Origin of the sequence: Streptomyces sp. GESEQ-4 (assembly GCF_017948455.1) — a bacterium.
Lineage (GTDB): Bacteria > Actinomycetota > Actinomycetes > Streptomycetales > Streptomycetaceae > Streptomyces.
This window is the reverse complement of the sequence record NZ_JAFFSU010000012.1, coordinates 196491-221015: the sequence shown is the minus strand read 5'-3', so window position 1 is coordinate 221015 and position 24525 is coordinate 196491. Positions and strand designations below refer to the sequence as shown.

At 68.9% G+C, this 24525-nt stretch carries 21 protein-coding genes and 1 tRNA gene; 10 read left to right on the top strand and 12 right to left on the bottom strand.

Features of this window, described 5'->3' with window-relative positions; translation table 11 throughout:
• Positions 1–36: 36 nt before the first annotated feature.
• The 6 genes from KCH48_RS23910 to KCH48_RS23885 all read left to right on the top strand — a co-directional run bounded on the left by KCH48_RS23910 (position 37) and on the right by KCH48_RS23885 (position 8262).
• Positions 37–1500 (top strand): cellulose binding domain-containing protein, encoded by a 1464-nt coding sequence (locus KCH48_RS23910; protein ID WP_210576746.1) that lies wholly within the window; start codon positions 37–39, stop codon positions 1498–1500.
• A gap of 252 nt (positions 1501–1752) precedes the next feature.
• Positions 1753–3066, top strand: coding sequence for an ABC transporter substrate-binding protein (locus KCH48_RS23905; protein ID WP_210576745.1), 1314 nt, complete (start codon positions 1753–1755; stop codon positions 3064–3066).
• Positions 3063–4040 (top strand): carbohydrate ABC transporter permease, encoded by a 978-nt coding sequence (locus KCH48_RS23900; protein WP_210576744.1) that lies wholly within the window; start codon positions 3063–3065, stop codon positions 4038–4040. The genes KCH48_RS23905 and KCH48_RS23900 overlap by 4 nt, the downstream gene beginning before the upstream one ends.
• Positions 4037–4921, top strand: a complete 885-nt coding sequence (locus KCH48_RS23895) for a carbohydrate ABC transporter permease (protein WP_210576743.1) — start codon at positions 4037–4039, stop codon at positions 4919–4921. The genes KCH48_RS23900 and KCH48_RS23895 overlap by 4 nt, the downstream gene beginning before the upstream one ends.
• Before the next feature lie 24 nt (positions 4922–4945).
• The gene (locus KCH48_RS23890) at positions 4946–6259 is read left to right on the top strand and encodes a glycoside hydrolase family 36 protein (protein ID WP_210576742.1); all 1314 of its coding nucleotides are present in this window, start codon (positions 4946–4948) and stop codon (positions 6257–6259) included.
• Positions 6256–8262, top strand: coding sequence for a beta-galactosidase (locus KCH48_RS23885; protein WP_210576741.1), 2007 nt, complete (start codon positions 6256–6258; stop codon positions 8260–8262). Before KCH48_RS23890 ends, KCH48_RS23885 begins: the two co-directional genes overlap by 4 nt.
• A gap of 62 nt (positions 8263–8324) precedes the next feature.
• On the opposite strand, the gene KCH48_RS23880 is transcribed toward KCH48_RS23885, so the two are convergent.
• The 4 genes from KCH48_RS23880 to KCH48_RS23865 all read right to left on the bottom strand — a co-directional run bounded on the left by KCH48_RS23880 (position 8325) and on the right by KCH48_RS23865 (position 13143).
• A complete protein-coding gene (locus tag KCH48_RS23880) occupies positions 8325–9752 on the bottom strand; it encodes a GH1 family beta-glucosidase (RefSeq protein ID WP_210576740.1) in 1428 nt (475 codons plus the stop codon).
• A gap of 147 nt (positions 9753–9899) precedes the next feature.
• Positions 9900–10799, bottom strand: coding sequence for a carbohydrate ABC transporter permease (locus KCH48_RS23875; protein WP_210576739.1), 900 nt, complete (start codon positions 10797–10799; stop codon positions 9900–9902).
• Positions 10796–11824 carry a carbohydrate ABC transporter permease gene (locus tag KCH48_RS23870; RefSeq protein ID WP_210576738.1) on the bottom strand — a complete coding sequence of 343 codons (1029 nt, stop codon included), beginning with the start codon at positions 11822–11824 and terminating at the stop codon, positions 10796–10798. Before KCH48_RS23870 ends, KCH48_RS23875 begins: the two co-directional genes overlap by 4 nt.
• On the bottom strand, positions 11821–13143 hold the full coding sequence (locus tag KCH48_RS23865) for an ABC transporter substrate-binding protein (protein WP_210576737.1): 1323 nt from the start codon (positions 13141–13143) through the stop codon (positions 11821–11823). The genes KCH48_RS23870 and KCH48_RS23865 overlap by 4 nt, the downstream gene beginning before the upstream one ends.
• A gap of 329 nt (positions 13144–13472) precedes the next feature.
• Here KCH48_RS23865 and KCH48_RS23860 point away from each other — a divergent pair, with 329 nt between their 5' ends.
• Positions 13473–14528, top strand: a complete 1056-nt coding sequence (locus KCH48_RS23860; RefSeq protein ID WP_210576736.1) for a LacI family DNA-binding transcriptional regulator — start codon at positions 13473–13475, stop codon at positions 14526–14528.
• 27 nt (positions 14529–14555) lie between these two features.
• Here the strand turns inward: KCH48_RS23860 and KCH48_RS23855 are convergent, their stop codons facing one another.
• The 5 genes from KCH48_RS23855 to KCH48_RS23835 all read right to left on the bottom strand — a co-directional run bounded on the left by KCH48_RS23855 (position 14556) and on the right by KCH48_RS23835 (position 17996).
• Positions 14556–15047: a GNAT family N-acetyltransferase gene (locus KCH48_RS23855; RefSeq protein ID WP_246885754.1), complete on the bottom strand. Its 492-nt coding sequence runs from the start codon at positions 15045–15047 to the stop codon at positions 14556–14558.
• 66 nt (positions 15048–15113) lie between these two features.
• Positions 15114–15186: transfer RNA gene (locus tag KCH48_RS23850), tRNA-His, on the bottom strand.
• A 128-nt stretch (positions 15187–15314) separates the two neighbouring features.
• Complete coding sequence (orn, locus tag KCH48_RS23845) at positions 15315–15917, bottom strand: oligoribonuclease (protein ID WP_210576734.1); 603 nt, start codon at positions 15915–15917, stop codon at positions 15315–15317.
• Positions 15918–16034: 117 nt separating this feature from the next.
• Entirely contained in the window at positions 16035–17297 is a 1263-nt protein-coding gene (locus KCH48_RS23840; RefSeq protein WP_210576733.1) for a helix-turn-helix domain-containing protein, read from the bottom strand.
• 378 nt (positions 17298–17675) lie between these two features.
• On the bottom strand, positions 17676–17996 hold the full coding sequence (locus tag KCH48_RS23835; RefSeq protein WP_210576732.1) for a hypothetical protein: 321 nt from the start codon (positions 17994–17996) through the stop codon (positions 17676–17678).
• A gap of 317 nt (positions 17997–18313) precedes the next feature.
• Between KCH48_RS23835 and KCH48_RS23830 the strand changes: the two genes are divergently transcribed.
• Together KCH48_RS23830 and KCH48_RS23825 are read left to right on the top strand one after the other, a co-directional pair.
• Positions 18314–18841, top strand: a complete 528-nt coding sequence (locus tag KCH48_RS23830; RefSeq protein WP_210576731.1) for a universal stress protein — start codon at positions 18314–18316, stop codon at positions 18839–18841.
• 151 nt (positions 18842–18992) lie between these two features.
• Positions 18993–19559, top strand: a complete 567-nt coding sequence (locus KCH48_RS23825) for a GPR1/FUN34/YaaH family transporter (protein ID WP_210576730.1) — start codon at positions 18993–18995, stop codon at positions 19557–19559.
• Positions 19560–19715: 156 nt separating this feature from the next.
• On the opposite strand, the gene glmS is transcribed toward KCH48_RS23825, so the two are convergent.
• Both glmS and KCH48_RS23815 read right to left on the bottom strand, forming a co-directional pair.
• Positions 19716–21533, bottom strand: coding sequence for a glutamine--fructose-6-phosphate transaminase (isomerizing) (gene glmS, locus KCH48_RS23820; protein ID WP_210576729.1), 1818 nt, complete (start codon positions 21531–21533; stop codon positions 19716–19718).
• Between the two features lie 12 nt (positions 21534–21545).
• Complete coding sequence (locus tag KCH48_RS23815; RefSeq protein WP_210576728.1) at positions 21546–21803, bottom strand: hypothetical protein; 258 nt, start codon at positions 21801–21803, stop codon at positions 21546–21548.
• A gap of 186 nt (positions 21804–21989) precedes the next feature.
• On the opposite strand from KCH48_RS23815, the gene KCH48_RS23810 reads away from it, so the two are divergent.
• Positions 21990–23549, top strand: a complete 1560-nt coding sequence (locus tag KCH48_RS23810) for a metallophosphoesterase family protein (protein WP_210576727.1) — start codon at positions 21990–21992, stop codon at positions 23547–23549.
• 13 nt (positions 23550–23562) lie between these two features.
• Here KCH48_RS23810 and KCH48_RS23805 read toward each other — a convergent pair whose 3' ends face one another.
• The gene (locus KCH48_RS23805; protein ID WP_210576726.1) at positions 23563–24447 is read right to left on the bottom strand and encodes a DUF4429 domain-containing protein; all 885 of its coding nucleotides are present in this window, start codon (positions 24445–24447) and stop codon (positions 23563–23565) included.
• Positions 24448–24525: the final 78 nt, after the last annotated feature.

The following is a 24525-nucleotide window of genomic DNA, read 5'->3' as shown; positions in this document are numbered from 1 at the left end:
CCCCACCCCCCTTGAACAGCGAAGGCAGGCACGCGCATGAGCAGCACGCACCGGCGCAGGATCAGTGGCAGGAACAAGGTGATCGGCGGCCTGGTCGCGGCGGCCGTGGCCGGCGGTGGCGCGATCCTGTTCACCGGGACCGCGCAGGCGGCCGGCGTCGGCGCTGCCTACACCAAGACCAGTGACTGGTCGACGGGCTACACCGCGCAGTACGTCGTCACGAACAACAGCGGTGAGGCGAAGAGCGACTGGGCGCTGGAGTTCGACCTGCCGTCCGGCAGCAAGCTCAGCTCCCTCTGGAACGCCGAGTCGAGCGTGAGCGGTCGGCGCGTCACCGTGAAGCCGCCGTCCTGGGACAAGGACGGCCTCGCGGCCGGCGAGTCCGTCACCGTCGGCTTCGTCGTCAACGGCACCGGCGCCCCGACCGGCTGCCTGGTGGACGGCGCGAAGTGCTCCGCCGACGAGGGCGCCACGCCCGAGCCGAGCGGACGCCCGACGCAGACCTCCACCCCCACGCAGGCTCCGACCCCGACAGCCAAGCCCACCGAGACCGCCACCGCCTCACCCTCCGCGTCCCCGTCGGAGAGCACCGGCAACGGCACCACCGCCGGCTCCGGTTTCGCCCCGTACGTGGACACCTCCCTCTACCCGGCCTTCGACCTGGTCGGCACCGCCGAGGCCACCGGCGTGAAGGACTACAACCTCGCCTTCATCACCGACGGCGGCGGCTGCACCCCCAAGTGGGGCGGCGTGAGCGACCTGGCGAGCGACGCGGTGGCCGCGCAGATCGGCGACCTGCGGGCCAAGGGCGGCGACGTGCGGGTCTCCTTCGGCGGTGCGGCGGGCTCCGAGCTGGCCACGACCTGCTCGTCGGCGGACGCGCTGGCGGCGGCGTACGGCAAGGTCGTGGACGCGTACAAGCTCACCAAGGTCGACTTCGACGTGGAGGGCGGCGCGCTGCCGGACAAGGCGGCGAACACGCGTCGCGCCCAGGCCATCGCCAAGCTCCAGCAGGCCCACCCCGACCTGGACGTCTCTTACACCCTCCCGGTCATGCCCGAGGGCCTGACCCAGCCGGGCGTCGACCTCCTGTCCGACGCCAAGCAGAACGGCGTTGACATCACCACGGTCAACATCATGGCGATGGACTACGGGCCGGCGTACAGCGACGACATGGGCACCTACGCCGAGCAGGCCGCCACCGCCACCCAGGCCCAGGTCAAGAGCGTCCTCGGGCTCTCCGACAGCGCGGCCTGGAAGACGGTCGCCGTCACCCCGATGATCGGCGTCAACGACGTCGTGACCGAGATCTTCAAGGTCGAGGACGCCACCCAGCTGGTGAACTTCGCCAAGTCCAAGGGCCTCGGCTGGCTGTCGATGTGGTCCGCGACCCGCGACAAGCAGTGCCCGGGCGGCGCCAAGCCCGCCGCCGACGCGACGTGCAGCTCGATCGTCCAGGACGAGCACGCGTTCTCGAAGGCGTTCGCCGCGTACCAGTAGGTCAGGGCCGTCTCCAACGTCTCCAAGGGGGCGTACAGCCGCACCGGCGGCCGTACGCCCCCTTTGTGTGCTCTGAGAGGCGCCCGGTGATGTCGATTACGTTTCGACAACTGGGGCCGCAAACCCTTGACGCATGACCGGACATACGGCTGTTATTACGCCACCCATGTTCGGTCAAGTTGGTTTCTGAGTGATTACGACGGAACTCGATGCGGCTCGCTCATGGTCGAACCCTCACCCCTGGAGCCGTTCATGCACGATCTCTCCCCCTCGGGCCTCAGCCTCCCCGCGCCCACCCGCCGCACCCTGCTGCGCGGCATAGGCGGCGCGGCCGTGCTCGGTGCCGGCATACCCCTGCTCAGCGCGTGCGGCGGCAGCGGTACGGCCGCCGATCCGAAGTCGGTCTCGTTGGGCTCGAAGGCGTCGGACCCGGTGCCGAAGAAGGCGTTCGCCGACATCTACGCGGCCTACAAGAAGAAGTCCGGCATCACGGTCGACGTGAACACCAAGGACTCCAACACCTTCCAGGAGCAGATCAACTCCTACCTCCAGGGCACGCCGGACGACGTGTTCACCTGGTTCGCCGGGTACCGGATGCAGTTCTTCGCGGCCAAGGGCCTCGCCACCCCGATCGACGACGTGTGGCAGACCATCGGGGCCAACTTCCCCGAGGCGATGAAGAAGCTCAGCAAGGGTGAGGACGGCAAGTACTACTTCGTGCCGCTGTACACGTACCCCTGGGCGGTCTTCTACCGGAAGAGCGTCTTCGCGCAGTACGGCTACGAAGTCCCCACCACCTGGGACGACTTCGTGGCGCTGTGCAAGCAGATGCAGAAGGACAAGCTGGTCCCGATGGCCTTCGGCGACAAGGACGCCTGGCCCGCGCTCGGCACCTTCGACCAGATCAACTTCCGCCAGAACGGCTACGACTTCCATGTCGAGCTGATGGCGGGCAAGGCGTCCTGGACCGACGCCAAGGTGCGCAAGGTCTTCGACCTGTGGGCCGAGATCCTCCCCTACCACCAGGAGGGCGCCGTCGGCCGCACCTGGCAGGACGCCGCCCAGACCCTGGCCTCCAAGAAGGCCGGCATGTACATCCTGGGCACCTTCGTGGCGCAGCAGTTCACCGACAAGGCCGCCCTCGACGACCTCGACTTCTTCGCCTTCCCGGAGATCGACCCGGCGCACGGGCAGGACACCGTCGAGGCGCCGACCGACGGCTTCATGATGAGCAAGAGCCCGAAGAACAAGGCCGAGGCCGTCAAGCTGCTCGAGTACCTGGGCACCCCGGACGCCGAGGACATCTACCTCAAGTCCGACCCGAGCGTGGTCCACGCCTCCAGCAAGGCCGACACGTCGTCGTACACCGCCATCCAGAAGAAGGCGTACGACATGATCTCCGGCGCCAAGTCCCTGACGCAGTTCATGGACCGCGACAGCCGCCCGGACTTCACCTCGACCGTGATGCAGCCCGCGCTGCAGAAGTTCATCCGTGACCCCAAGGGCGTCGACAGCCTGCTGTCCTCGATCGAGCGCCAGAAGAAGACGATCTTCGCCCAGTCATGACAACCGAGACCACCAAGGAGATCCCGGAGGCGGCCGCCGTGCCGCCTCCGGGCGTTGCCCCCGCGCCCAAGGCCTCGAACGGCCACCGCCGTCTGCTCACCCGCCGTGACCGGATCACCCTCGGTTTCATGGCGGGTCTGCCGACGATCCTGCACATCGCCCTCGTCTGGGTCACCGCGTTCGCCTCGATCGCGCTGGCCTTCACCACCTGGGACGGCATCGGCTTCGACTCGATCCAGTGGGTCGGGCTGCAGAACTTCAAGGAACTGTTCGAGCAGAACCCGCAGTTCTGGCCCGCCGTCCAGCACAACGTCATCTGGTTCGTCGTGCTGATCGCGATCCCCACGCCGCTCGGCCTGTTCCTGGCCGTGCAGCTGGACAAGAAGATCCGCTTCAGCCGCGTCTACCAGACGGCGTTCTTCCTGCCCGTCGTCCTGTCGATGGCCGTGATCGGCTTCGTCTGGCAGCTGATCTACAACCCCGACACCGGCCTGATCAACAGCATCATCGGGGCCAACGAGCCGGGCAAGTACATCGACTGGATCGGCGACCCGGACCTCAACCTGTGGGCCATCCTCATCGCCGCGTCCTGGCGCCACACCGGCTACATGATGATCCTCTACCTGGCCGGCCTGAAGGGCGTCGACCCCTCCCTGCGGGAGGCGTCCGCACTGGACGGCGCCAACGAGTGGCAGACGTTCAAGAACGTCATCTTCCCCACCCTGCGCCCCACCAACACGGTCGTCCTCGTCGTCACCATCATCGAGGCCCTGCGCGCCTTCGACCTGGTCTTCGTCTTCAACAAGGGCGCCGAGGGCACCGAGCTGCTCTCGATCCTGGTCACCAACAACATCATCGGCGAGTCCAGCCGCATCGGATACGGCTCCGCGATCGCGGTCGTCCTGCTGCTGATCTCCCTCGTCGTGATCATTCCGTACCTGGTGGCCACCTTCCGGAAGGAGCGGCGCGCATGAGCACCACCGTCGCGACCAAGCCCCGTACGCCCGTCCGCCCCGCCCGGATCCTGCTGCACCTCTTCCTCGCGGGCGCCTCCCTGGCCTGGCTCGCACCGCTGGCGTGGGCGCTGTACTCGGCCATGCGGCCCTACGCGGAGACCAGTGAGAAGGGATACGTGTCCTGGCCGGACACGCTGAACTTCGACAACTTCACCAACGCGTTCACGCAGTCGGACATGAGCCACTACTTCGTCAACACGATGATCATCGCCGTTCCGGCGGTGCTGTTGACGCTGTTCCTGTCGTCGATGGTCGCCTTCTACGTCAGCCGCTTCGACTTCCGCCTCAACATCGCGCTGCTGCTCGTCTTCACGGCCGGCAACCTGCTCCCGCAGCAGGTCATCATCACCCCGCTGTACCGGCTGTACCTGCTGATCGACCTGCCCGGCATCACCATGTCCGGCAAGCTGTACGACTCCGCGCTCGGCCTGGTCCTCATCCATGTCGCGTTCCAGTCCGGCTTCTGCGCCTTCGTGCTCAGCAACTACATGCGCTCGCTGCCGCACGAGCTGACCGAGGCCGCGCTGGTCGACGGCGCCTCGGTGTGGCGCATGTACTGGCAGATCGTGCTGCCGCTGTGCCGCCCGGCGATGGCCGCCCTGGCCACACTGCTGTCCATCTGGATCTACAACGACTTCTTCTGGGCCCTCGTCCTGATCTCCACCGGCGAGAACATGCCGATCACCTCGGCGCTGAACAACCTCACCGGGGCGTACTTCACCGACCCCAACCTGGTCGCCGCCGGCGCCCTGCTCACCGCGATCCCGACGCTGATCGTGTACTTCGTGCTCCAGCGGCAGTTCGTCAGCGGCCTCACGCTCGGCGCCAACAAGGGCTGACCCCCTTTCCCGAAAGAGAACCCCGTGCACAACCCCTTCACCCCGGTCGCCACCGTCCCCGTGGACCCGAGCACCGCCCGCGTCCACGAGGAGGGCTGGCAGTCCTGGAGCCCCAGCGGCGCCTACGCCCTCGGCGACACCCCCCACCGCCCGACCAACGACAACTGGGCGACGGTCTGCTACCGCCCCAGCGTCACCGTCCCCGCCGGGACCTTCCAGGGGGAGGGCCTGCTGGCGCTCGACCCGGGTGACGGCTCACCGGTCCGGCTGTGGGCGGCGCCGGACCCGCGGCACTCGGTCCCGTCCATCCGGCTGACCGTCCAGGGCGACCGGGCGGAGATCAGCGCCGACGGGCCGGTGAAGCTGCTGACCGGGACGGACATCCAGTCGGTGCTGGCGGACTGGGCCGAGGGCCTGGGCATACCGGCCCCCCGCCCGGCGCCGACCGTCTGGTGCTCCTGGTACGAGTACTTCACCGACGTCACCGAGGACGACATCCACGAGAACCTCCGTGCGATGGACACCCTCGACCTGCCCATCGACGTCGTCCAGATCGACGACGGCTACCAGAGCAAGCTGGGCGACTGGCTCACCCTCTCCGGCCGCTTCCGCTCCCGCGCGGGCATCGCCGACGCGATCCGCGCCCGGGGCCGCCGGGCCGGCATCTGGACGGCACCGTTCCTGGTGGACCCGAGCAGCGAACTGGCCGCCACACAGCCCGACTGGCTGGTGCGCGACGCGGACGGCACGCCCCTGCACGCCGGCGTCAACTGGGGCCACGACCTGTACGCCCTGGACACCACCCACCCTCAGGCGGCGGCCTACCTGGTCGAAGTGTTCACCACCCTCCGCGCCGAGGGCTACGACTACTTCAAGGTCGACTTCCTCTACGCGGGCGCCCTGGACGGCGTACGGCACTCCGGCGCGGACCCGCTCACCGCGTACCGCGAGGGCATCACCCTCATCCGCGAGGCGATCGGCGACGACGCCTACCTGCTGGGCTGCGGCGCCCCGACCCTTCCGTCCATCGGCCTGTTCGACGCGATGCGGGTCAGCGCGGACACCGCGCCGTACCGTCGCCCCAAGGCGGACGACTACAGCCAGCCCGGCCAGGACGCCGCCGAGTTCACCGGCGTCGGACGGCAGTGGCAGCACGGCCGCCTCTGGATCAACGACCCCGACTGCCTGATGGCCCGTCCGGCGGTCGAGACCCGCGAACGCTGGGCGGTGCACGTGGAGGCGACGGGCGGCCTGATGGCGTCCAGCGACCGGCTGCTGTCGCTCGACGAGTGGGGCGTGACCACAACACGCCGTCTCCTGAGCGGAGTTGCCCGATGAGCAAGCGCGCACTGAACCTTCCGGGCATCGCTTACGGCGGCGACTACAACCCCGAGCAGTGGCCCGAGGAGGTCTGGGCCGAGGACGTACGCCTGATGCGCGAGGCCGGCGTGACCATGGTCAGCGTCGGCATCTTCTCCTGGGCGCTGCTCGAGCCGTCCGAGGGCGCGTACGACTTCTCCCGCATGGACAAGATCCTCGACCTGCTCCACGAGAACGGCATCGCCGCCGACCTGGCGACCCCGACGGCCGCACCCCCGGCGTGGTTCTTCCGCAAGCACCCTCAGGCGCTGCCCGTCGACAAGGACGGGCGCAGGCTGTCGTACGGCAGTCGCCAGACGTTCTGCCCGTCGAGCCCCGCCTACCGCGAGGCCGCCCTGCGGATCGCGGGCGCGCTCGGCGAGCGGTACGCCGACCATCCGGCCGTGGTGATGTGGCACGTCCACAACGAGTACGGCTGCCACAACGCGGAGTGCTACTGCGACGAGAGCGCGGCGGCGTTCCGCGTATGGCTGAGGGCGAAGTACGACGACCTGGCTGCCCTCAACCACGCCTGGGGCACCACCTTCTGGAGCCAGTGGTACTACGACTGGGACGAGATCATCCCGCCCCGCCCGACGGGCGCCGTCCCCAACCCGACCCACCAGCTGGACTGGCGCCGCTTCTGCAGCGACGCACTGCTGTCGCTGTACAAGGCGGAACGGGACGTCCTGCGCGAGGCGGCCCCGGCTCTGCCCGCCACCACCAACTTCATGGTGATGTACAACTTCGACGCCCTGGACTACTGGCGCTGGGCCCCGGAACTGGACGTCGTCTCGAACGACCACTACCTCGGCTCCACCGACCCCGAGTCGGAGATCGACATCGCCCTCAGCGGCGACCTGATGCGCTCCCTCGCGGGCGGCCCCTGGCTGCTGATGGAGCACTCGACGGGCGCGGTGAACTGGCAGCCGGTCAACCGGGCCAAGAACGCGGGCGAGTTGCGCCGCAACGCCCTCGCCCATGTCGCCCACGGCGCGGACGGCATCGCCTACTTCCAGTGGCGGGCCGCCAAGGCGGGCGCCGAGCAGTGGCACTCGGCGATGCTGCCGCACGCGGGCACGGACAGCCAGATCTGGCGTGACGTCGTCCGGCTCGGCGCCGACCTCAAGGCCCTGGCGGAGGTACGCGGCAGCACGGGCACGGCTGAAGTGGCCGTCGTCTGGGACTGGGACGCCCGCTGGGCCCTCGAACTCCCCTCCCAGCCCAGCGAGATGGTCCGATACCTCGACCTCGTCCGCTCCTGGTATGAGCCCCTGTGGCGGTCGGGCATCGCCGTGGACTTCGTACGCCCGGACGCGGACCTGTCGTCGTACCGCCTGGTCCTCGCCCCCAGCCTCTACCTGATCGACGACGCGGGCACCGCCAACCTCACCGGCTTCGCCGAACGCGGCGGCACGCTGGCCGTCGGCTTCCACAGCGGGATGGTCGACGAGAACTGCCATGTACGGCTGGGCGGTTACCCCGGCGCCTTCCGCGAGGCCCTGGGCATCCGCACCGACGAACTCTTCCCCCTGCTGCCGGGCGAGAAGGTCGCCCTCGGCGGCGACGCGACCGCGACCCTGTGGTCGGAGCGCGTCCGCCTGGAAGGCGCCGAGGCGGTGGAGTCGTACACGGACGGCCCCCTGGCCGGACTCCCGGCGGTGACCCGCAACTCCCATGGGGCGGGCACGACCTGGTACGTCTCCACCCGCCCCGACCCCGACACCCTCGCCGCCCTCCTGCACCGCATCCGCACCGAGGCGGGCGTACGGCCGGTGCTGGACGCCGTCCCCGAGGGCATCGAGGCGGTGCTGCGACGCGGCACGGACGCCGACTACCTCTTCCTGATCGACCACGGAGGGAAGGGAGCCGAGGTCCAGGTCGCATCCGACGCCACCGAACTCCTCACGGGGAAGCCGGTCACGTCGGGCACGGTCGAGGTGCCCCCGGGAGAGATCGCGGTGGTACGGCAGCCCCACTAAAAGGCACAGAACAGACCGGGGCGCGGCATGCCCCCACCGCATGCCGCGCCCCGCCCCCCCGCTCAGTCCCCCTGTATGGCCGGCAGGCTCCCCGTGCGTGCCGCCTCCCCGTACCACAGGGCGCTCGACTTGGGCGTGCGCTCCAGAGTCGAGTAGTCCACGTAGACCGCGCCGAAGCGCTTGCCGTAGCCGTAGGCCCACTCGAAGTTGTCCATGAGGGACCACAGGTAGTAGCCGCGGACGTCGGCGCCGGCGGTGATCGCCTGGCGTACGGCGGTCAGGTGGCCGTGGAGGTAGGCGATCCGCTCGGGGTCGTGGACGCGGCCGTCGGGGTCGGGCTTGTCGTCGTAGGCCGCGCCGTTCTCCGTGATGTAGATCGGCAGGCCCGGGGCCTCCCGCGTGTAGCGCATGATCAGGTCCTGCAGGCCGGTCGGGTCGATCGTCCAGCCCATCTCCGTACGCTCGCCCGGGGTCTGGTGGAAGGCGACGTCGTCCGCGGCCGGCCAGGGGGAGAACGCGCTCGCTCCGTGGCCGTCCGCCCGGGGGCCGCTCGCGTCCGGGTCCACGGCCGAAACCAGCGCCGGTGTGTAGTAGTTGAGGCCCAGCGCGTCCAACGGCTGGTTGATCAGGGCCAGGTCGCCGTCCAGGACGTACGACCAGTCGGTGAGCGACGACGTGGCCGGGAAGAGCGTCTCCGGGTAGGCGCCGTTCAGCATCGGGCCGTGGAAGACGCCGTTGGCGAGGTCGTCGATCTTCTGAGCCGCCGCCAGGTCGGCCGGGTCCTCGGACACCGTCCTGACCACCGAGGAGTTGAGGCTGACCGCCACGGAGTTGCGGGCGGGCATCGCCGTACGCAGTGCCGACGTACCCAGGCCGTGCGCCAGGTTCAGATGGTGCGCCGCCTTCAGTGACGCCGCCGCGTCCGTGCGGCCCGGCGCGTGGACCCCCGACGCGTAGCCGAGGAACGCGCTGCACCACGGCTCGTTGAGGGTGATCCACTGCTCCACGCGGTCGCCGAGCGCCTCACCGACGATCTGCGCGTACTCGGCGAACCGGAACGCCGTGTCCCGCTCCGGCCAGCCGCCCGCGTCCTCCAGCTCCTGCGGCAGATCCCAGTGGTAGAGGGTGAGGGCCGGTTTGATGCCGGCCGCCAGCAGCTCGTCCACCAGCCGACGGTAGAAGTCCAGGCCCTTCTGGACGGCCGGACCCCGTCCTGTCGGCTGCACCCGCGACCAGGACACTGAGAAGCGGTACGCGTTCAGGCCCAGGTCGGCCATCATCGCGACGTCGTCGCGGTACCGGTGGTAATGGTCGACAGCGATATCACCGTGCTCACCGCCGGCCGTCTTGCCCGGCGTATGACTGAACGTGTCCCAGATCGAGGGCGTACGACCGTCCTCCCGCACCGCCCCCTCGATCTGATACGCGGAGGTCGCGGCACCCCAGAGAAAGGCGGGAGGAAAGGAGACGGACGTTTCGGGCTCAGGCATGGAAGCGCTCCCAAGACGGTGAAGACCGGAGTAGGGGGAAGGGGGGAAGGACCGCGCCCCGAAGGGGCGCGGGGAACTGCGCGACCAGCCACGACGGCGCGGCACCGAACCGACAACACATCGCGGCACTTCAAGCGGAGCGCTCGGTTACCCCTTGATCGCGCCCTGCATGATGCCGCCCACAATCTGCTTACCGAACAGCAGGAACGCGATCAGCAACGGCAGCGTGCCGATCAACGCGCCCGCCATGATCACTGCCTGGTCGGGAACATAGCCGGTACCGAGGGAGTTGAGGGCGACCTGCACGGTCGGGTTCTCCTGGTTGAGCGCGATGATCGGCCACAGGAAGTCGTTCCAGGCGAACACGAAGGTCAGCAGCCCGAGTACGGCCATCGCGGGCCGCGCCGCCGGGAAGACCACGTGCCACACCACCCGCAGGCTGCTCGCCCCGTCCACCCGCGCCGCCTCGATCAGCTCGCTCGGCAGCGCCTGCACCAGGTACTGCCGCATGAAGAACGTGCCGAACGCGGTGACCAGGGTGGGCAGGATGACCGTCTGCAGCTGGTTCGACCAGCCGAGGTCCGCCATCCACAAGTACAGGGGTACGACCGCCAGTTGCGGCGGAATCATCATGGTGCCGATGGTCAGCAGCAGCAGCACACCGGAGAACTTGAACCGCAGTTTGGCGAAGGCGAACCCGGCGAGCGTGGAGAACAGCACCGTGGAGACGGTGATCGTGCCCGCGACGAGGGTTGTGTTGAACATCGCCGTGCCGAGACCCGCCTCCTCCCACGCCGTCTCCATGTTCTTGAACAGGTTCCCGCCGAACCACAGCGGCGGCGGGGTCTCCGCGAGCCGCCGGTCGGTACGCGAGGCGGCGATCGCGGTCCACACCAGCGGGGCCAGCGAGACCAGCGCGAAGACGGTCAGGACGATGTAGGTGACCGGGCCCGCGTGCAGCTGCTTGCCCGCGCCCATGATCCGGGAGCGCCTTCGCCCAGCGCTCTTCACCGGCGTCTGAGGTCGCGTCAGTTCACTTGTGGTCATTGGGACTTCCTCAGACGTCGGGTGATCAGCAGGTTGATCACGGCGATGATCACGAGGATCAGGAACATCGACCACGCGATCGCGGACGCCTTGCCGAGGTTGCCGATGATCCAGCCCTGGTCGTACATGTACAGACCGAGCGTCTGGTACTGGTGGTCGGAGCCGCCCTTGGAGCCGCTGACCCCGCCGAACAGCAGGGGCTCACCGAAGAGCTGGGTCGCGCCGATCGTGGAGACGACCACCGTGAACAGGATCGTCGGCCGCAGCTGCGGGATCGTCACATGGATGAACTGCTGCCAGCGGTTCGCACCGTCGATCGACGCCGACTCGTACAGGTCGGCCGGGATCGCCTGCATCGCGGCCAGGTAGATCAGCGCGTTGTAGCCGGTCCACCGCCAGATCACGATCGACGACACGGCGAACTGCGAACCCCAGTCCGACTCACGCCAGTTGATCGGATCGATGCCGATGCCGCCGAGCATCCAGTTGATCGCGCCGCCGTCCCAGGAGTACAGCAGCACGAACACCAGCGTCGCCGCCGCCACCGAGGTGGCGTACGGGGTGAGCATCACGACCCGCCACATCGTCGAGCCGCGCAGCCGGTAGTTGAGCAGGTGCGCCAGGCCGATCGCCATCATCAGCTGCGGCACGGTCGAGATCACGCCGATGGTGAAGGTGTTCCACAGGGCGTTCCAGAAGAAGTCCGAGGACAGCAGGTTCTGGTAGTTGTCCAGCCCCGCCCACTTCTGGTCGTCCAGGCTGGACAGCTGCACGTTGTGCAGCGAATACCAGGCCGTGTAGAGCAGCGGGATGAGGCTGAACGCCCCGAACACGATGAAGAAGGGGGCGATGAACGCGTACGGCGACGCCTTCATGTCCCAGCGGTACAGCCGGCTCCGCCAGGAACCCGGGCCCGGGGGCGGCGTACCGCGACCGTGAGCGCCCCGGGCCGCGCCCGGCTTGTCGCCGGGCGCGGCCTCGGCACTCGACGCGGTGTGCGCGAGAGCCTGCTTGGAGCTTGTCACTGGCCGAGCACGTCCTTGATCTCCTCGGACGCCGCGTCCCAGCCCTCGTCCGGCGACGCGCCCTTCTGCTCTACCTGGAGGATGCCGACGTCGGTGAGCGCGGTGTTGATCGGCTGGTCCTTGATGCCGAAGTACTGGCTCGGGATGGTCTCCGCCGAGGCCGAGAAGATCTCCGTGAGCGGCGCGTTCGAGAAGTACGCCGTGGTGTCCGTCGCCGGCTTCAGGGTCGAGTACGCCGACGGGGTCGACGGGAAGCTGGCCTGCTTGGCGAAGACCTTCGCCTGCTGCTCGGGCGCGGTCAGCCACTTCGCCAGCGCGACGGCCTCCTTCTGGTTCTTGCTCGCCGTCGGTACGCCGATGAACGAGCCGCCCCAGTTGGCCGCGGTCGGCGCCGCCGCCACGTCCCACTTGCCCTTGCCGGAGTCGCCGGACTTCTCCAGGATGTAGCCGATCATCCAGGCCGGGCAGGCCACGGTCGCGAAGGTGCCGTTCGCGTAGCCCTGGTCCCACGGCTTGTCGAACTGCTTCAGCTTCGCCGACATGTCGCTGGTCGCCACCTCCATGGCGACGTCCCAGGCCTTCTTGACGCTCTGCGACTTGTCCCAGATGACGGTGCCGTCGGTCTCGTAGTAGCGCTCGGGCTCGCCGCCGAGGGCCGCGTTGTAGACCGAGGAGGCGGAGTCCACGAACTTGGTGCCGCTGGGCGCCTTCTTCATGTACTCCTTGCCCAGATCGACGTACTTGCTCCAGTCGCCCTTCCACTGCTCGGCGAGCTTGGTGCGGTCGGTCTCGAGGCCGGCCTTCTCGAACAGGTCCTTGCGGTAGCAGATCGCCATCGGGCCGACATCGGTGCCGAGTCCGATCTGCTTGCCGTCCTTGGTGGTGGCCTGGGCGTTCTTCCAGTCCAGCCACTGGGACTTGTCGACTTCCTTGCCGAGGTCGACGAACTTGTCGGCCTGGGTCTCCACCGCCTCCGTGACGTTCATGATCTCGATCGCCTGGATGTCGTCGGTACCCGAGCCGGCCTGCAGTCGGGTGAGGACCTTGGGCCAGTAGACGTCGGTCCGGGTGGTGACGTTCTCCTTGATGTTGATGTCGGGGTTGAGCTTCATGTACTCGTCATAGAGACCGGCCTGCTTGTAGCCGAAGGTGCCGAACGTGCCGACCGTCAGGGTGGTCTTGCCCTCGGCGTTGCCACCGCCCTCGTTGGAGCCGGAGCCGTCCGAGTCCTCGGCGCAGCCGGCCAGCAGGCCCGTAGTCAGCGCGGCGGCGACCGCTAGGGCCGACAGTCTGCGGGACCGGCGGGTACTCGTGCGCATTGCGTCCTCCTGTTGCCTGACGTGCCGACCCCCCGGCCAACTGCACTGTTGGGCCCGTTGGTTCTCGCTGCGGCTCGGGCGGGGAACGTGCGGGATGTGTATGTGTCAGGTACTGTGGGAGCGCTCCCACAGGTGATGAGTTGAAGACTCGTCGGTCCGAGCGGGGGTGTCAAGGGAGCGGGCGCGGAGATATGCGTTCAGTTATCGGGACGTTAACTGAGCCTCGGCGGCACGGCCCGACCCGTCGGGGGGCGGCTCGGAAGGTCACCATGTCAGCCGGGGCTGTTAGATTCCAGGCCGGCGCGGTGACGGCGGAAAGGCGGAGCCACATGGCAATCCATGGAGCGCGGGGCCGGAGCGGTGGCCGGCCCACCCTCGAAGAGGTCGCCGCCCGCGCCGGAGTCGGCCGTGGCACGGTCTCCCGGGTGATCAACGGCTCGCCCCGGGTCAGCGACGCCACCCGCGCGGCCGTCGAGGCGGCGGTCGCGGAGCTCGGCTACGTCCCGAACACGGCCGCCCGCGCCCTCGCCGCCAACCGGACGGACGCCGTCGCCCTGGTCGTCCCCGAGCCGGAGACCCGCTTCTTCTCGGAGCCGTACTTCTCGGACATCCTGAAGGGCGTCGGCGCCGAACTCTCCGACACCGAGATGCAGTTGCTGCTGATCTTCGCCGGCAGCGACCGGGAGCGCGCCCGCCTCGCCCAGTACCTCGCCGCCCACCGCGTCGACGGCGTCCTGCTGGTCTCGGTCCACGCGGACGACCCGCTCCCCGACCTCCTCGCCCAACTGGAGATACCCGCGGTCATCAGCGGCCCCAGGTCGGCCGCCGAGACGCTCACCTCGGTCGACTCCGACAACTACGGCGGCGCCCGCTCAGCCGTCGAGCACCTCCTCGCCGGCGGCCGCCGCACGATCGCCCACATCACCGGCCGCCAGGACGTCTACGGCGCCCAGCGCCGCGTCGACGGCTACCGCGACGCCCTGCGCGACGCGGGCCACGAGGCCGACGACCGCCTCATCGAACCCGGCGACTTCACGGAGGAGGGCGGCCACCGGGCGATGGCCGCGCTCCTCGACCGCTGCCCCGACCTCGACGCCGTCTTCGCCGCCTCCGACGTCACCGCGGCCGGCGCCCGCCAGGTCCTCCGCGAGGCCGGCCGCCGCATCCCCGACGACGTCGCCCTCGTCGGCTACGACGACTCCGCCATCGCCCGCCACATGGACCCGCCCCTCACCAGCGTCCGCCAGCCCATACAGGAAATGGGCCGCACCATGATCGACCTCCTCCTCACCGAGATAGCCGACCGCCGCCCCCCGGCCTCCCGAGGCCTGGAGCGCCGCCAGCTGGTCCTGGCTACGGAACTGGTGCCGCGTACGTCGTCGTGAGGCGCGGCGCCGGTTCGTCACAGCCACTCACGAGAGCCGCCACCGCATCTCGCCGTCGTGTTCCTCGTCCGTGGGAGACAGGCCGGCGGTCCTGGCCACAGCGGCGGAGGCGTGGTGGGCCGGGTGGATGTGGGCGATCACTGTGAGAGCCAGGGATCGCTCCCGTAGCCAGGTCACGAGCCCCCGCGCCGCCTCGGAGGCATAACCGCGTCCTTGCCACGGCGTGCCCACGACCCAGGCGACCTCCGCGGTCGGTCCCGTGACCGTGGCCTGGACGGTGCCCATGAGGCGGGAGTCGGTGCGGTGGCGCAGGACCCAGTTGCACCAGGAGACGGCCGGGTCGGGGGAGCCGGCGACGAGGCGTTCGTAGCGGGCGCGGAGGGCTTCGGGGGTGCTCGGGGCGCCGCCGATGTAGGTGTGCAGGGCCGGGTCGGAGAGTACGGCGGCCATCTCGGTGGCGTGCTCGACGCGCAGGGGGAGCAGGTCCAGGCGGGCGGTGCGGATCGGTTCGGTGTGCAACAGGACCCCCGGAAACGGAATCAGCCGGTGACTTCGATTTCTCGAAGTCACCGGCTGATCACTCAGGGTGAGTGACGGGACTCGAACCCGCGGCATCCTGGACCACAACCAGGTGCTCTACCAGCTGAGCTACACCCACCATGACCGGCGATTCGACGAGTGTTACCTCCCCGACCGGCCGAGAAAAAGTGTACAGGGTCCGAAGGGGTGCTCGCGCCTGGCTTTCGCGGCGCCCCCCTCAAGGTCCCTGATCTGTCCCTGATCTGCCTACTGAGCAGGCAGAACGTACTTCGCGGCGATCGTCCTCGCCGTGTCGGAGTCGGGGCCGGGCTGGGGGACGAAGACGGCCTCGCGGTAGTAGCGCAGTTCCGCGATGGACTCGCGGATGTCGGCGAGGGCGCGGTGGTTGCCGTTCTTCTCGGGGCTGTTGAAGTACGCCCGCGGGTACCAGCGCCGGGCCAGCTCCTTGATCGACGACACATCGACGATGCGGTAGTGGAGGTACTCCTCGACCTTCGGCATGTCCCGCAGGAGGAAACCGCGGTCGGTGCCGACGGAGTTGCCGCACAGCGGGGCCTTGCCGGGCTCCTTGACGTGTTCCCGGACGTAGGCGAGCACCTGCTCCTCGGCGTCCGCCAGAGTCGTACCGGCCGGGAGCTCGTCGAGCAGTCCGGAGGCGGTGTGCATCTGACGCACCACGTCCGGCATCGTCTCCAGCGCGGAGTCCGGCGGACGGATGACGATGTCCACACCCTCGCCGAGTACGTTCAGCTCGGAGTCGGTGACGAGGGCGGCCACTTCGATGAGTGCGTCGTCGGACAGCGAGAGGCCGGTCATCTCGCAGTCGATCCAGACCATACGATCGTTCATGCGACCACCCTAAAGCCGACCTCCGCTTATGAGGGCCCCGCGGTGGCGCCGAGCTCCTCACGCCGGCCGCCATGGTGAGGGGCGTGGAGTTCCCCGCCCCTCACCATCGACATCGGCCTACGACCCGCTGCGCTGCCCCGGCAATGTCGCCCGGCTTCCCGCGTACGCCTCACGGCCGTGCTCGCCGGAGGCGGTCGCCGCCAGCGACGGCGACGGTCCGACCGCGTTCGCCGCCGCGGTACGGCGGGTCTGCATCGGGACCGCGCCAGGGCCCTCCGAATGGAGCGCGGGTGCCGGGCTCGGGGAGCCCGGTGAGCCGGTCGCGGCCGGCGCTCCGTCGGTGTCCACCGGCTGCTTCTCGCCCTGCGGCCTGCGCGCCCGGTACGCGGCCCGGTACGCCGCGGGCGACGAGCCGAGCTGGCGGCGGAAGTGCCCGCGCAGCGCCACCGGCGAACGGAAGCCGCAGCGGCCGGCGACCTCGTCCACCGAGTAGTCCGACGTCTCCAGCAGCCGCTGCGCCTGGAGCACCCGCTGCGTGATCAGCCACTGCAGCGGGGCGCTTCCCGTCAGCGAGCGGAACCGGCGGTCGAACGTACGACGGCTCATGTACGCGCGCGCGGCGAGCGTCTCCACGTCGAACTGCTCGTGGAGATGCTCCAGCGCCCAGGCGACGACCTCGGCCAGCGGGTCGGCGCCGATCTCCTCTGGTAAAGATCGATCGAGGTAGCGCTCCTGGCCGCCGCTCCGGCGCGGCGGGACCACCAGGCGCCGGGCGAGCGCGCCCGCCGCCTCGTTGCCGTGGTCCGTCCGCACGATGTGCAGGCACAGGTCGATTCCGGCCGCGGTGCCCGCGCTCGTCAGTACGTCGCCGTCGTCCACGAAGAGTTCCCGTGGGTCGACGTGCACCGACGGATAGCGCTTGGCCAGCGTCGGCGCGTACATCCAGTGGGTGGTCGCGGGGCGGCCGTCCAGCAGGCCCGCCGCCAGTACGAAGGCGCCGGTGCACAGCCCTACGATGCGGGCGCCCTCTTCATGTGCCCGGCGGAGTGCGTCGAGCGCCTCCTCCGGTGGCGGGGAAGTGATCGAGCGCCAGGCAGGCACGACGACCGTGCCCGCCCGCGAGATCGCTTCCAGGCCATGCGGTGCGGAGAGCTCCAGGCCCCCCGTGGTCCGTAGCGGTCCTTCTTCGCCACCGCACACCAGCAGTCGGTAGCGCGGTACGCCGGCGTCCTGGCGGTCGATCCCGAACACCGACAACGGTATGGAACTCTCGAAGATGGGGCCGCCGCTGAACAGCAGCACCGCGACGATCTCCTTGCGGCGTCGCCCGGAAAGTTTCCGGGCCGCGGCTTCCGGCGCGGCAGTGGAGTCGTGGCTCATACTGCTAAGCCCCCCTCGGTGGTCGCGGCTCCTCGGTTGTGTCGCTCCTGCACGTTTCCCCTCGGTCCTGCACGAGTCCCCCGCCGTAAGACAGTCAAGATCGAATCTACTGCGTCCCGTGGTGCCGGGGTGACCAGTTCATCACCCGGCACATTGTCGACTTGGCAACTTGGCGTGAAGCATTCGATCACGAAGCGTTGCACTCGCGGGGCGTGCAGGGAAGTGCGCCTCGTCGCAGTGGCCAATCCCTGTAGGGTGCGCACGCCCTCCGAGGCCCTTTCCGTGCAGGTGGAACGGGGCGTGGGGGGTGCTCAGGGCAAGGGGCGTGCGGTAGCCAGAAGTTGGCTGAAAAGAAGCGGTTGGGGGTATGGAAACCGGTCAGTCGACCGGTGAGTTTCCCCCAGTGTGACGTCCGCCTCGGTGGGCCCCCGTTCCGCTCCTGTGGTGACGGCCCCGGTGCGGCGCCGGTTCGTCGGTGAGCGGCCGCGCGGCGCTGCGCTCGGACTGGCGCAGCAGCACCCGGCAGACGGCGGTGACGGCCGCCAGGCCGAGGGCCGTACCCGTGGCGCCGGCGAGCGAGGTGCCGTACACGACAAGGACGACGGGGACGAGTACACAGCTGAAGGCCGCCCAGCGGACCACGTCGGTCGCGGTGTCCTGGGAGTGGGGGGCCTCGGGGGTGGAACGTGGGCCGGACATTGCGTGCTCCCGGGGGTCGGTCGGTCGCCGGGTTCAACGCGTGTTCGAGGCGTCGGTCACTGTACGTGCTGCTCCGGCCCCGCGCGGGCCGGGCAGGTGAACGCTGTGCAAACCGCCTGTACGGCGCAGCAACCATTGCGTTGCGGGCGTGGCCTCGTGCATGCTCCCTGGAACCCCCGCGGAGGTTGCGCGGGATCTGGGCTTAAGGAGGCGTGACGCCGTACCCTTGGGGGTATGGGGTTGGGAAGATTATTCCCGGACACAGCTCCGCCGCACACTGTCGTCCCTCCCAAAAGGATCACAACGCCGAGACAGCCATGGCCGGTCACGAATTCTTCGAACCCGCGGACCGCAAGCGACCGGTCGCCGATCACACGGCGGCCGATCCCCTGGCGGCGGAAGAGTCACGCCATCCCTGCGATCCCGCTTTCAAGCACGGCGTCGTCGTCGGCTTCGACGGCTCCACCTCCAGTGAGCGGGCCCTCGCGTACGCCATCGGCATGGCCCATCGCTCCGGGTCGGGCCTGATCATCGTCCATGTGGCCAACCGGCTGCCGACCACCGTGTGGGCCGGCTGCGAGCCACCCGTCTTCGTCGACGTCCCGGACCATCGCACCGAGGTGCTCGGTCTCGAGCTCGCCTGCGCGGACTATCTCGCCGAGGTGCCCTGGATCCTCGTCGAGCGCGGCGGCGACATCTGCCATGAACTCGAAGAGGTCGGGCGGGAGTACGAGGCGGACGCGATCGTCGTCGGGTCCACGCAGGGCATCGTCGGACGGCTCTTCGGGTCCGTCGCCGGGCGGCTCGCCAAGCGTGCGAAGCGGCCCGTCGTTGTCATTCCGTAACTCGCCGTTGTCCCTGGTGAGACGTGGAGTTCGCGTGGCCTGACCCCCTTTGTGCAGAGCGTAAAACTACTCGTGCGTAGAGGTGTTTGTGCCCTTGTGAAGGGCATATACCGGTCACCGCACAACTGCACATGCATGAAGGGAGCCCGCCGTGGACAACGACGTCTCTGCGGGAAGCGGAATCACCACCGTGGTCGGCCGACTCGCCCTGGGAATCACCCTGTTGGCCTTCGGGCTGGGGTACACCGACGTGATCGACGGGGTGTCGGCCGCTGACGCCGTATCAATCGCCCAGTACGTGGGCGGTGTCGCCCTCTTCGTCGCCGGCCTGATGGCTTTTCGGGATCGTGACGCCGCGAACGGGACCGCGTTCGCCGCGCTCGGTGCGCTCTGGTTCACCTGGGCCGTCTCCGCCGACGCCCAAGTCTCCGCCAACGCGGCCGGGTTGTTCCTGCTGCTCTTCGCCCTGGTGGCGCTGACCCTCACCCTCGCGGGTGGAGATCAGCTCGGTCAGGGGATGTACGGGTTGTTCTTCGTCGCCCTGGTGCTCATGGCTATCGCCCATTTCGCCGACAATGACGGGCTCACCAAGGTGGGTGGGTGGTTCGCTGTCGCGTCCGGCGCGGTGGCTTGGTATGCGGCGACTGCGGCGTTGGCTCACTGGCCGACGGCTCTTTCTCGACGTGCTGCTGGTCGGGGCGTGACGGCCCACGGCTGAAATGGCAGCCGACGTCGGGGTATTGGGCGGCCCCGGCGAACTGACGGACCCCCCGTGCTTGGTGGCGGCACGTGGGGGTCCGTTGTGTTGTGTGGCCTCTGCGGGTGGGTGGGGGTTGCTCGCGCAGTTCCCCGCGCCCCTAAAAGCAAAAAGCCTCTACTCCACCGTTACTGACTTGGCGAGGTTCCTCGGCTTGTCGATGTCCCTGCCGAGTGCCAATGCCGTGTGGTAGGCGAGGAGTTGGAGGGGGATGCCCATCAGGATCGGGTCCAACTCGTCCTCGTTCTTCGGGACTACGAGCGTCTGGTCGGCCTTCTCCTGGTGCTGGTGGGCCACCGCGAGGATCTTGCCGCTGCGGGCCTTGATCTCTTCCATGGCGGCGCGGTTCTTCTCCAGGAGGTCGTCGTTGGGGACGATGGCGACCGTGGGGAGGGCGGGCTCGATGAGGGCCAGGGGGCCGTGCTTGAGCTCTGAGGCGGGGTAGGCCTCCGCGTGGATGTAGGAGACCTCCTTGAGCTTCAGGGAGGCCTCGCGGGCGACCGGGTAGCCGCGGACGCGGCCGATGAAGAGCATCGAGCGGGCCTCGGCGTAACTCTGGGCCAGCTTCTCGATCTCGCCCTCGTACTCCATGATCTCGGCGATCTGGGCGGGGAGTTTGCGCAGGCCCTCGATGATGCGCTTGCCGTCGCGGACCGAGAGGTCGCGGGTGCGGCCCAGGTGCAGGGCGAGGAGCGCGAAGGCGACCGTCGTGTTGGTGAAGCACTTGGTCGAGACGACGCAGACCTCGGGGCCCGCGTGCACGTAGATGCCGCCGTCCGCCTCGCGGGCGATCGCCGAGCCGACGACGTTCACCACGCCCAGCACCCGTGCGCCCTTGCGCTTCAGCTCCTGCACGGCGGCCAGGACGTCGTACGTCTCACCGGACTGGGAGACCGCGATGTACAGGGTGTCGGGGTCGACGACCGCGTTGCGGTAGCGGAACTCGGAGGCGGGCTCGGCGTCCGCGGGGATGCGGGCCAGCTCCTCGATCATCTGGGCGCCGATCATGCCGGCGTGGTACGAGGTGCCGCAGCCGAGGATCTTGACGCGGCGGATCTGGCGGGCCTCGCGGGCGTCCAGGTTGAGGCCGCCGAGGTGCACGGTGGAGAAGCGGTCGTCGATGCGGCCGCGCAGGACGCGGTCCACGGCGTCGGCCTGCTCGTGGATCTCCTTGTGCATGTAGGTGTCGTGGCCGCCCATGTCGTAGGAGGCGGCTTCCCATTCGACGGTGGTGGGCTCCGCCGTCGTACGCGTGCCCTCCGTCGTGTACGTGCGGAAGTCGTCGGCCTTGAGGGTGGCCATCTCGCCGTCGTCCAGCGTCACTATCTGCCGGGTGTGGGTGACCAGGGCCGCGATGTCCGACGCGACGAACATCTCCTTCTCACCGATGCCGAGGACGACCGGGGAGCCGTTGCGGGCGACGACGATGCGGTCGGGGAAGTCGGCGTGCAGGACGGCGATGCCGTAGGTGCCCTCGATGACGCGGAGGGTGTCGCGGACCTTGTCCTCGAGCTTCTCCGCCTGCGAGCGGGCGATGAGGTGGACGAGGACCTCGGTGTCGGTCTCGGAGAGGAACTCGACGCCGTCGGCCTCCAGTTTGCGGCGCAGGTCGGAGGCGTTGTCGATGATGCCGTTGTGGACGACGGCGACCTTGCCCTCGGCGTCCAGGTGCGGGTGGGCGTTGACGTCGGAGGGGGCGCCGTGGGTGGCCCAGCGGGTGTGGGCGATGCCGGTGGTGCCCTTGAAGCGGGCCGGCACCTTGGCTTCCAGGTCGCGGACCCGGCCCTTGGCCTTGACCATCTTCAGGCCTGAGGACTTGGGGGTGGTCACGACGATGCCGGCCGAGTCGTAGCCGCGGTACTCCAGACGCTGGAGGCCCTCCAGGAGCAGGGGGGCGACGTCACGCTTACCGATGTATCCGACAATTCCGCACATGTAGAGGTATTCCTAGCCGTAGACGATGCGGCGCAGCTGCCGGAGGGTGAGCTCCGGGGGTGCGACCGCCCTGTATGTGAGGTCCGCCTCGATCCGTTCGAAGATCTCCGCGTTCACCAGGCCCTGGGCCTGCAGCTCACGGTGGCGGCGACGGACGTAGTCCTCGGTCGTCTCGTCGAAGTAGGCGAGCACGTCCTGGATCACGCGCAGCGCCTCGCCCCGGCTGAGGGGCGTGGAGCGCGTCAGATGATCTACGAGTTCGTCGTGCACCCGGTAGATCCTGGGGTACCGGCGGCTCTTTCGCAAGAATCCTGCCCGATATCGGGCATTGGCCAGTTGAATCTCTTTGGGAGAACGTTGAATCCGTCATGGACACCTGTTCGCGAGCTGTCCATCCGGGAGCACTCGGCTCGTTGCCCAAGGGGACGAGTTTCAGTCACCATGGACATTCCTCGCATGGGAGTACCGGAGCGGCTGGCCGAGCGCATGAGCATGGCCGAGCAGCACGAGTACCTGCGCACGCGCTTCTCACGGCGCACGATGATCAGAGGCGGCGCCGTCACGCTGGGCGCCGTCGCGGGTGGCGCGTTCGTACCCGGTGCCACCGCCCAGGCCGCGGTGCCGACGCAGCGGACGAGCACCGAGACCGTCGACGGCGCGCTCGTCGCCCCCTTCGGCCGCCACCTGGCCTACGGCAACGACGCGCGCACCGAGATGACCGTCTCCTGGCAGGTCCCGGTCGCCGTCAGGAAGCCGTTCATCCGGATCGGCGCCCGCCCCTGGGACCTCTCCCGCAAGATCGACGCCGAGGTGCGCACCCTCCACACCCCGGCCGGCGTCGGCGTCAGCGCCGACCACACCCAGTACTACGTGCACGCCAAGCTGACCCATCTGCGCCCCGGCAGCACGTACTACTACGGCGTCGGTCACGACGGCTTCGACCCGGCCGAGCCGCATCTGCTCGGCACCCTGGGCACCTTCACCACCGGCCCCGGCCACAAGAAGCCGTTCACCTTCACCGCCTTCGGCGACCAGGGCGTCAGCTACCACGGCCTCGCCAACGACAGCCTGATCCTCGGCCAGGACCCGGTCTTCCATCTGCACGCCGGCGACATCGCCTACGCCGACCCGGCCGGCGCGGGCAAGAGTGCCGACACCGGCTTCGACTCGCGGGTGTGGGACCAGTTCCTCGCCCAGACCGAGTCGGTCGCCAAGTCCGTGCCGTGGATGGTGAGTTACGGCAACCACGACATGGAAGCCTGGTACTCGCCCAACGGCTACGGCGGCGAGGAGGCCCGCTTCACGCTCCCCGACAACGGGCCCGACAAGGCGAACCTGCCGGGCGTGTACTCCTTCGTCTACGGCAACACCGCGGTCATCTCGCTCGACCCGAACGACGTGTCGTACGAGATCCCCGCCAACCTCGGCCTCTCCGGCGGCACCCAGACCACGTGGTTCGAGGCGCAGCTGAAGAAGTACCGGGCCGCGCACGACATCGACTTCATCGTCGTGTTCTTCCACCACTGCGCCTACTGCACGTCCACCTCGCACGCCTCGGAGGGAGGCGTGCGCCAGGAGTGGGTGCCGCTGTTCGAGAAGTACACGGTGGACCTGGTCATCAACGGCCACAACCACCAGTACGAGCGCACCGACGTCATCAAGGGCAACAAGGTCGCCAAGAAGCTCGCCATCGGCGACACGGCCTACCCCGAGACCGAGGGCGTCGTCTATGTGACGGCGGGCGCGGCGGGCCGCAGCCTGTACGCGTTCAGCGCGCCGGACTCCTACGAGGGGCACCCGCACGAGGTCGACTCCGTGGCCTCGTTCGTCAACACCAAGGACGGCAAGGTCGATGAGACCGTCGCCTGGTCCCGGGTGCGTTACCTCGACTACTCCTTCTTGCGCGTGGACGTCGAGCCCGCTCCGCGCGGCCACTACGCCAGGCTGAAGGTGTCGGGCATCGCCGAGACCGGTGACCGGATCGACCACTTCACGGTGGCGCGCAGGGCGAAGTAGCCCCGCACGCCGCTCACATCCGCTTGAGGATCGCCTGCTTGGCCACGGTGAACTCCTCGTCCGTCAGCACGCCCGACCGGTGCAGCTCGCCGAGTTCGCGCAGCCGGCGCAGGAGGGCGTCATGGTCGTCCTCGGCGGAGGCCACCGGAGGAGAGGGCACTTCCGGTCGTGCGTCGTGTACGTCGACGGCGGCGGCCTGGGCCGGATGCGGAAGTCTGGCCTGGACCGCCGCCGCGACCAGGGCCATCAGCGGGTCCTTCTTGAAGCCCCACAGCTCGACGGAGTTGGGGTCGTACTTGGGCGGGGCCTTGGTGGGGGCGTTCTTCACGGTGAAGCGGAGATAGCCGTTCTCCAGGCCGGCCGCCGGGTGCCATTCGACGGCGGTCAGGTCGGACAGGGTGAGCGTGCGGGTGCCGGCGGCGGCCTTGGCGTCCTCGGTCTTCCAGTTCCACTCCAGGCGGATGCGCTCGCCGTCGAAGGTGGCGGTGCCGTCGCCGGCGGAGACCGACAGCGGGACCGCGGGGCCCGGCAGCAGATACTCGGAGACGGGGTCGGACGGCACCTCGTCCAGGAGCAGGGCGTTGCGGACCTCGTCCGTGAAGTACTCGGCGACGCCGTAGCGGTCGGCGTCGACGATCAGTTGGTAGGGGTCGTGGGGTTCGGACAGCCGTCCGCCGGTGGCGTGCAGCAGCGGGTCGGCGCCGTCGCGCAGCCGGAGCCTGAGCCGCCCGGACTTCCTGCCCTGCTCGAAGGAGATGCCCGCCAACGCGCCCAGGGGGACGACCAGTTCACCCAGGGTCTTGCGGAGCAGGCTGACGTTCTTGTCCCGTCCTGGGGTCAGTCGCAGGGCGTCGCCGTCGAAGGCCCAGGTGCCGTCCTTCTGGATGATTTCCGCCATGGGAGGGATTGTTTCATCGCTTCTGCGAGAGAGTGGTCTCTACCAATTGTGAAGGGAGCGCATGTGAGACGGCACCAC

What these genes read in the sequence shown, in the direction of transcription:
- KCH48_RS23910 (WP_210576746.1), top strand. Translation starts at nt 37, where the DNA reads ATGAGCAGCACGCACCGGCGCAGGATCAGTGGCAGGAACAAGGTGATC.
- KCH48_RS23905 (WP_210576745.1), top strand. Translation starts at nt 1,753, where the DNA reads ATGCACGATCTCTCCCCCTCGGGCCTCAGCCTCCCCGCGCCCACCCGC.
- KCH48_RS23900 (WP_210576744.1), top strand. Translation starts at nt 3,063, where the DNA reads ATGACAACCGAGACCACCAAGGAGATCCCGGAGGCGGCCGCCGTGCCG.
- KCH48_RS23895 (WP_210576743.1), top strand. Translation starts at nt 4,037, where the DNA reads ATGAGCACCACCGTCGCGACCAAGCCCCGTACGCCCGTCCGCCCCGCC.
- KCH48_RS23885 (WP_210576741.1), top strand. Translation starts at nt 6,256, where the DNA reads ATGAGCAAGCGCGCACTGAACCTTCCGGGCATCGCTTACGGCGGCGAC.
- KCH48_RS23880 (WP_210576740.1), bottom strand. Translation starts at nt 9,752, where the DNA reads ATGCCTGAGCCCGAAACGTCCGTCTCCTTTCCTCCCGCCTTTCTCTGG.
- KCH48_RS23875 (WP_210576739.1), bottom strand. Translation starts at nt 10,799, where the DNA reads ATGACCACAAGTGAACTGACGCGACCTCAGACGCCGGTGAAGAGCGCT.
- KCH48_RS23865 (WP_210576737.1), bottom strand. Translation starts at nt 13,143, where the DNA reads ATGCGCACGAGTACCCGCCGGTCCCGCAGACTGTCGGCCCTAGCGGTC.
- KCH48_RS23860 (WP_210576736.1), top strand. Translation starts at nt 13,473, where the DNA reads ATGGCAATCCATGGAGCGCGGGGCCGGAGCGGTGGCCGGCCCACCCTC.
- orn (WP_210576734.1), bottom strand. Translation starts at nt 15,917, where the DNA reads ATGAACGATCGTATGGTCTGGATCGACTGCGAGATGACCGGCCTCTCG.
- KCH48_RS23840 (WP_210576733.1), bottom strand. Translation starts at nt 17,297, where the DNA reads ATGAGCCACGACTCCACTGCCGCGCCGGAAGCCGCGGCCCGGAAACTT.
- KCH48_RS23835 (WP_210576732.1), bottom strand. Translation starts at nt 17,996, where the DNA reads ATGTCCGGCCCACGTTCCACCCCCGAGGCCCCCCACTCCCAGGACACC.
- KCH48_RS23830 (WP_210576731.1), top strand. Translation starts at nt 18,314, where the DNA reads ATGGCCGGTCACGAATTCTTCGAACCCGCGGACCGCAAGCGACCGGTC.
- glmS (WP_210576729.1), bottom strand. Translation starts at nt 21,533, where the DNA reads ATGTGCGGAATTGTCGGATACATCGGTAAGCGTGACGTCGCCCCCCTG.
- KCH48_RS23810 (WP_210576727.1), top strand. Translation starts at nt 21,990, where the DNA reads ATGGGAGTACCGGAGCGGCTGGCCGAGCGCATGAGCATGGCCGAGCAG.
- KCH48_RS23805 (WP_210576726.1), bottom strand. Translation starts at nt 24,447, where the DNA reads ATGGCGGAAATCATCCAGAAGGACGGCACCTGGGCCTTCGACGGCGAC.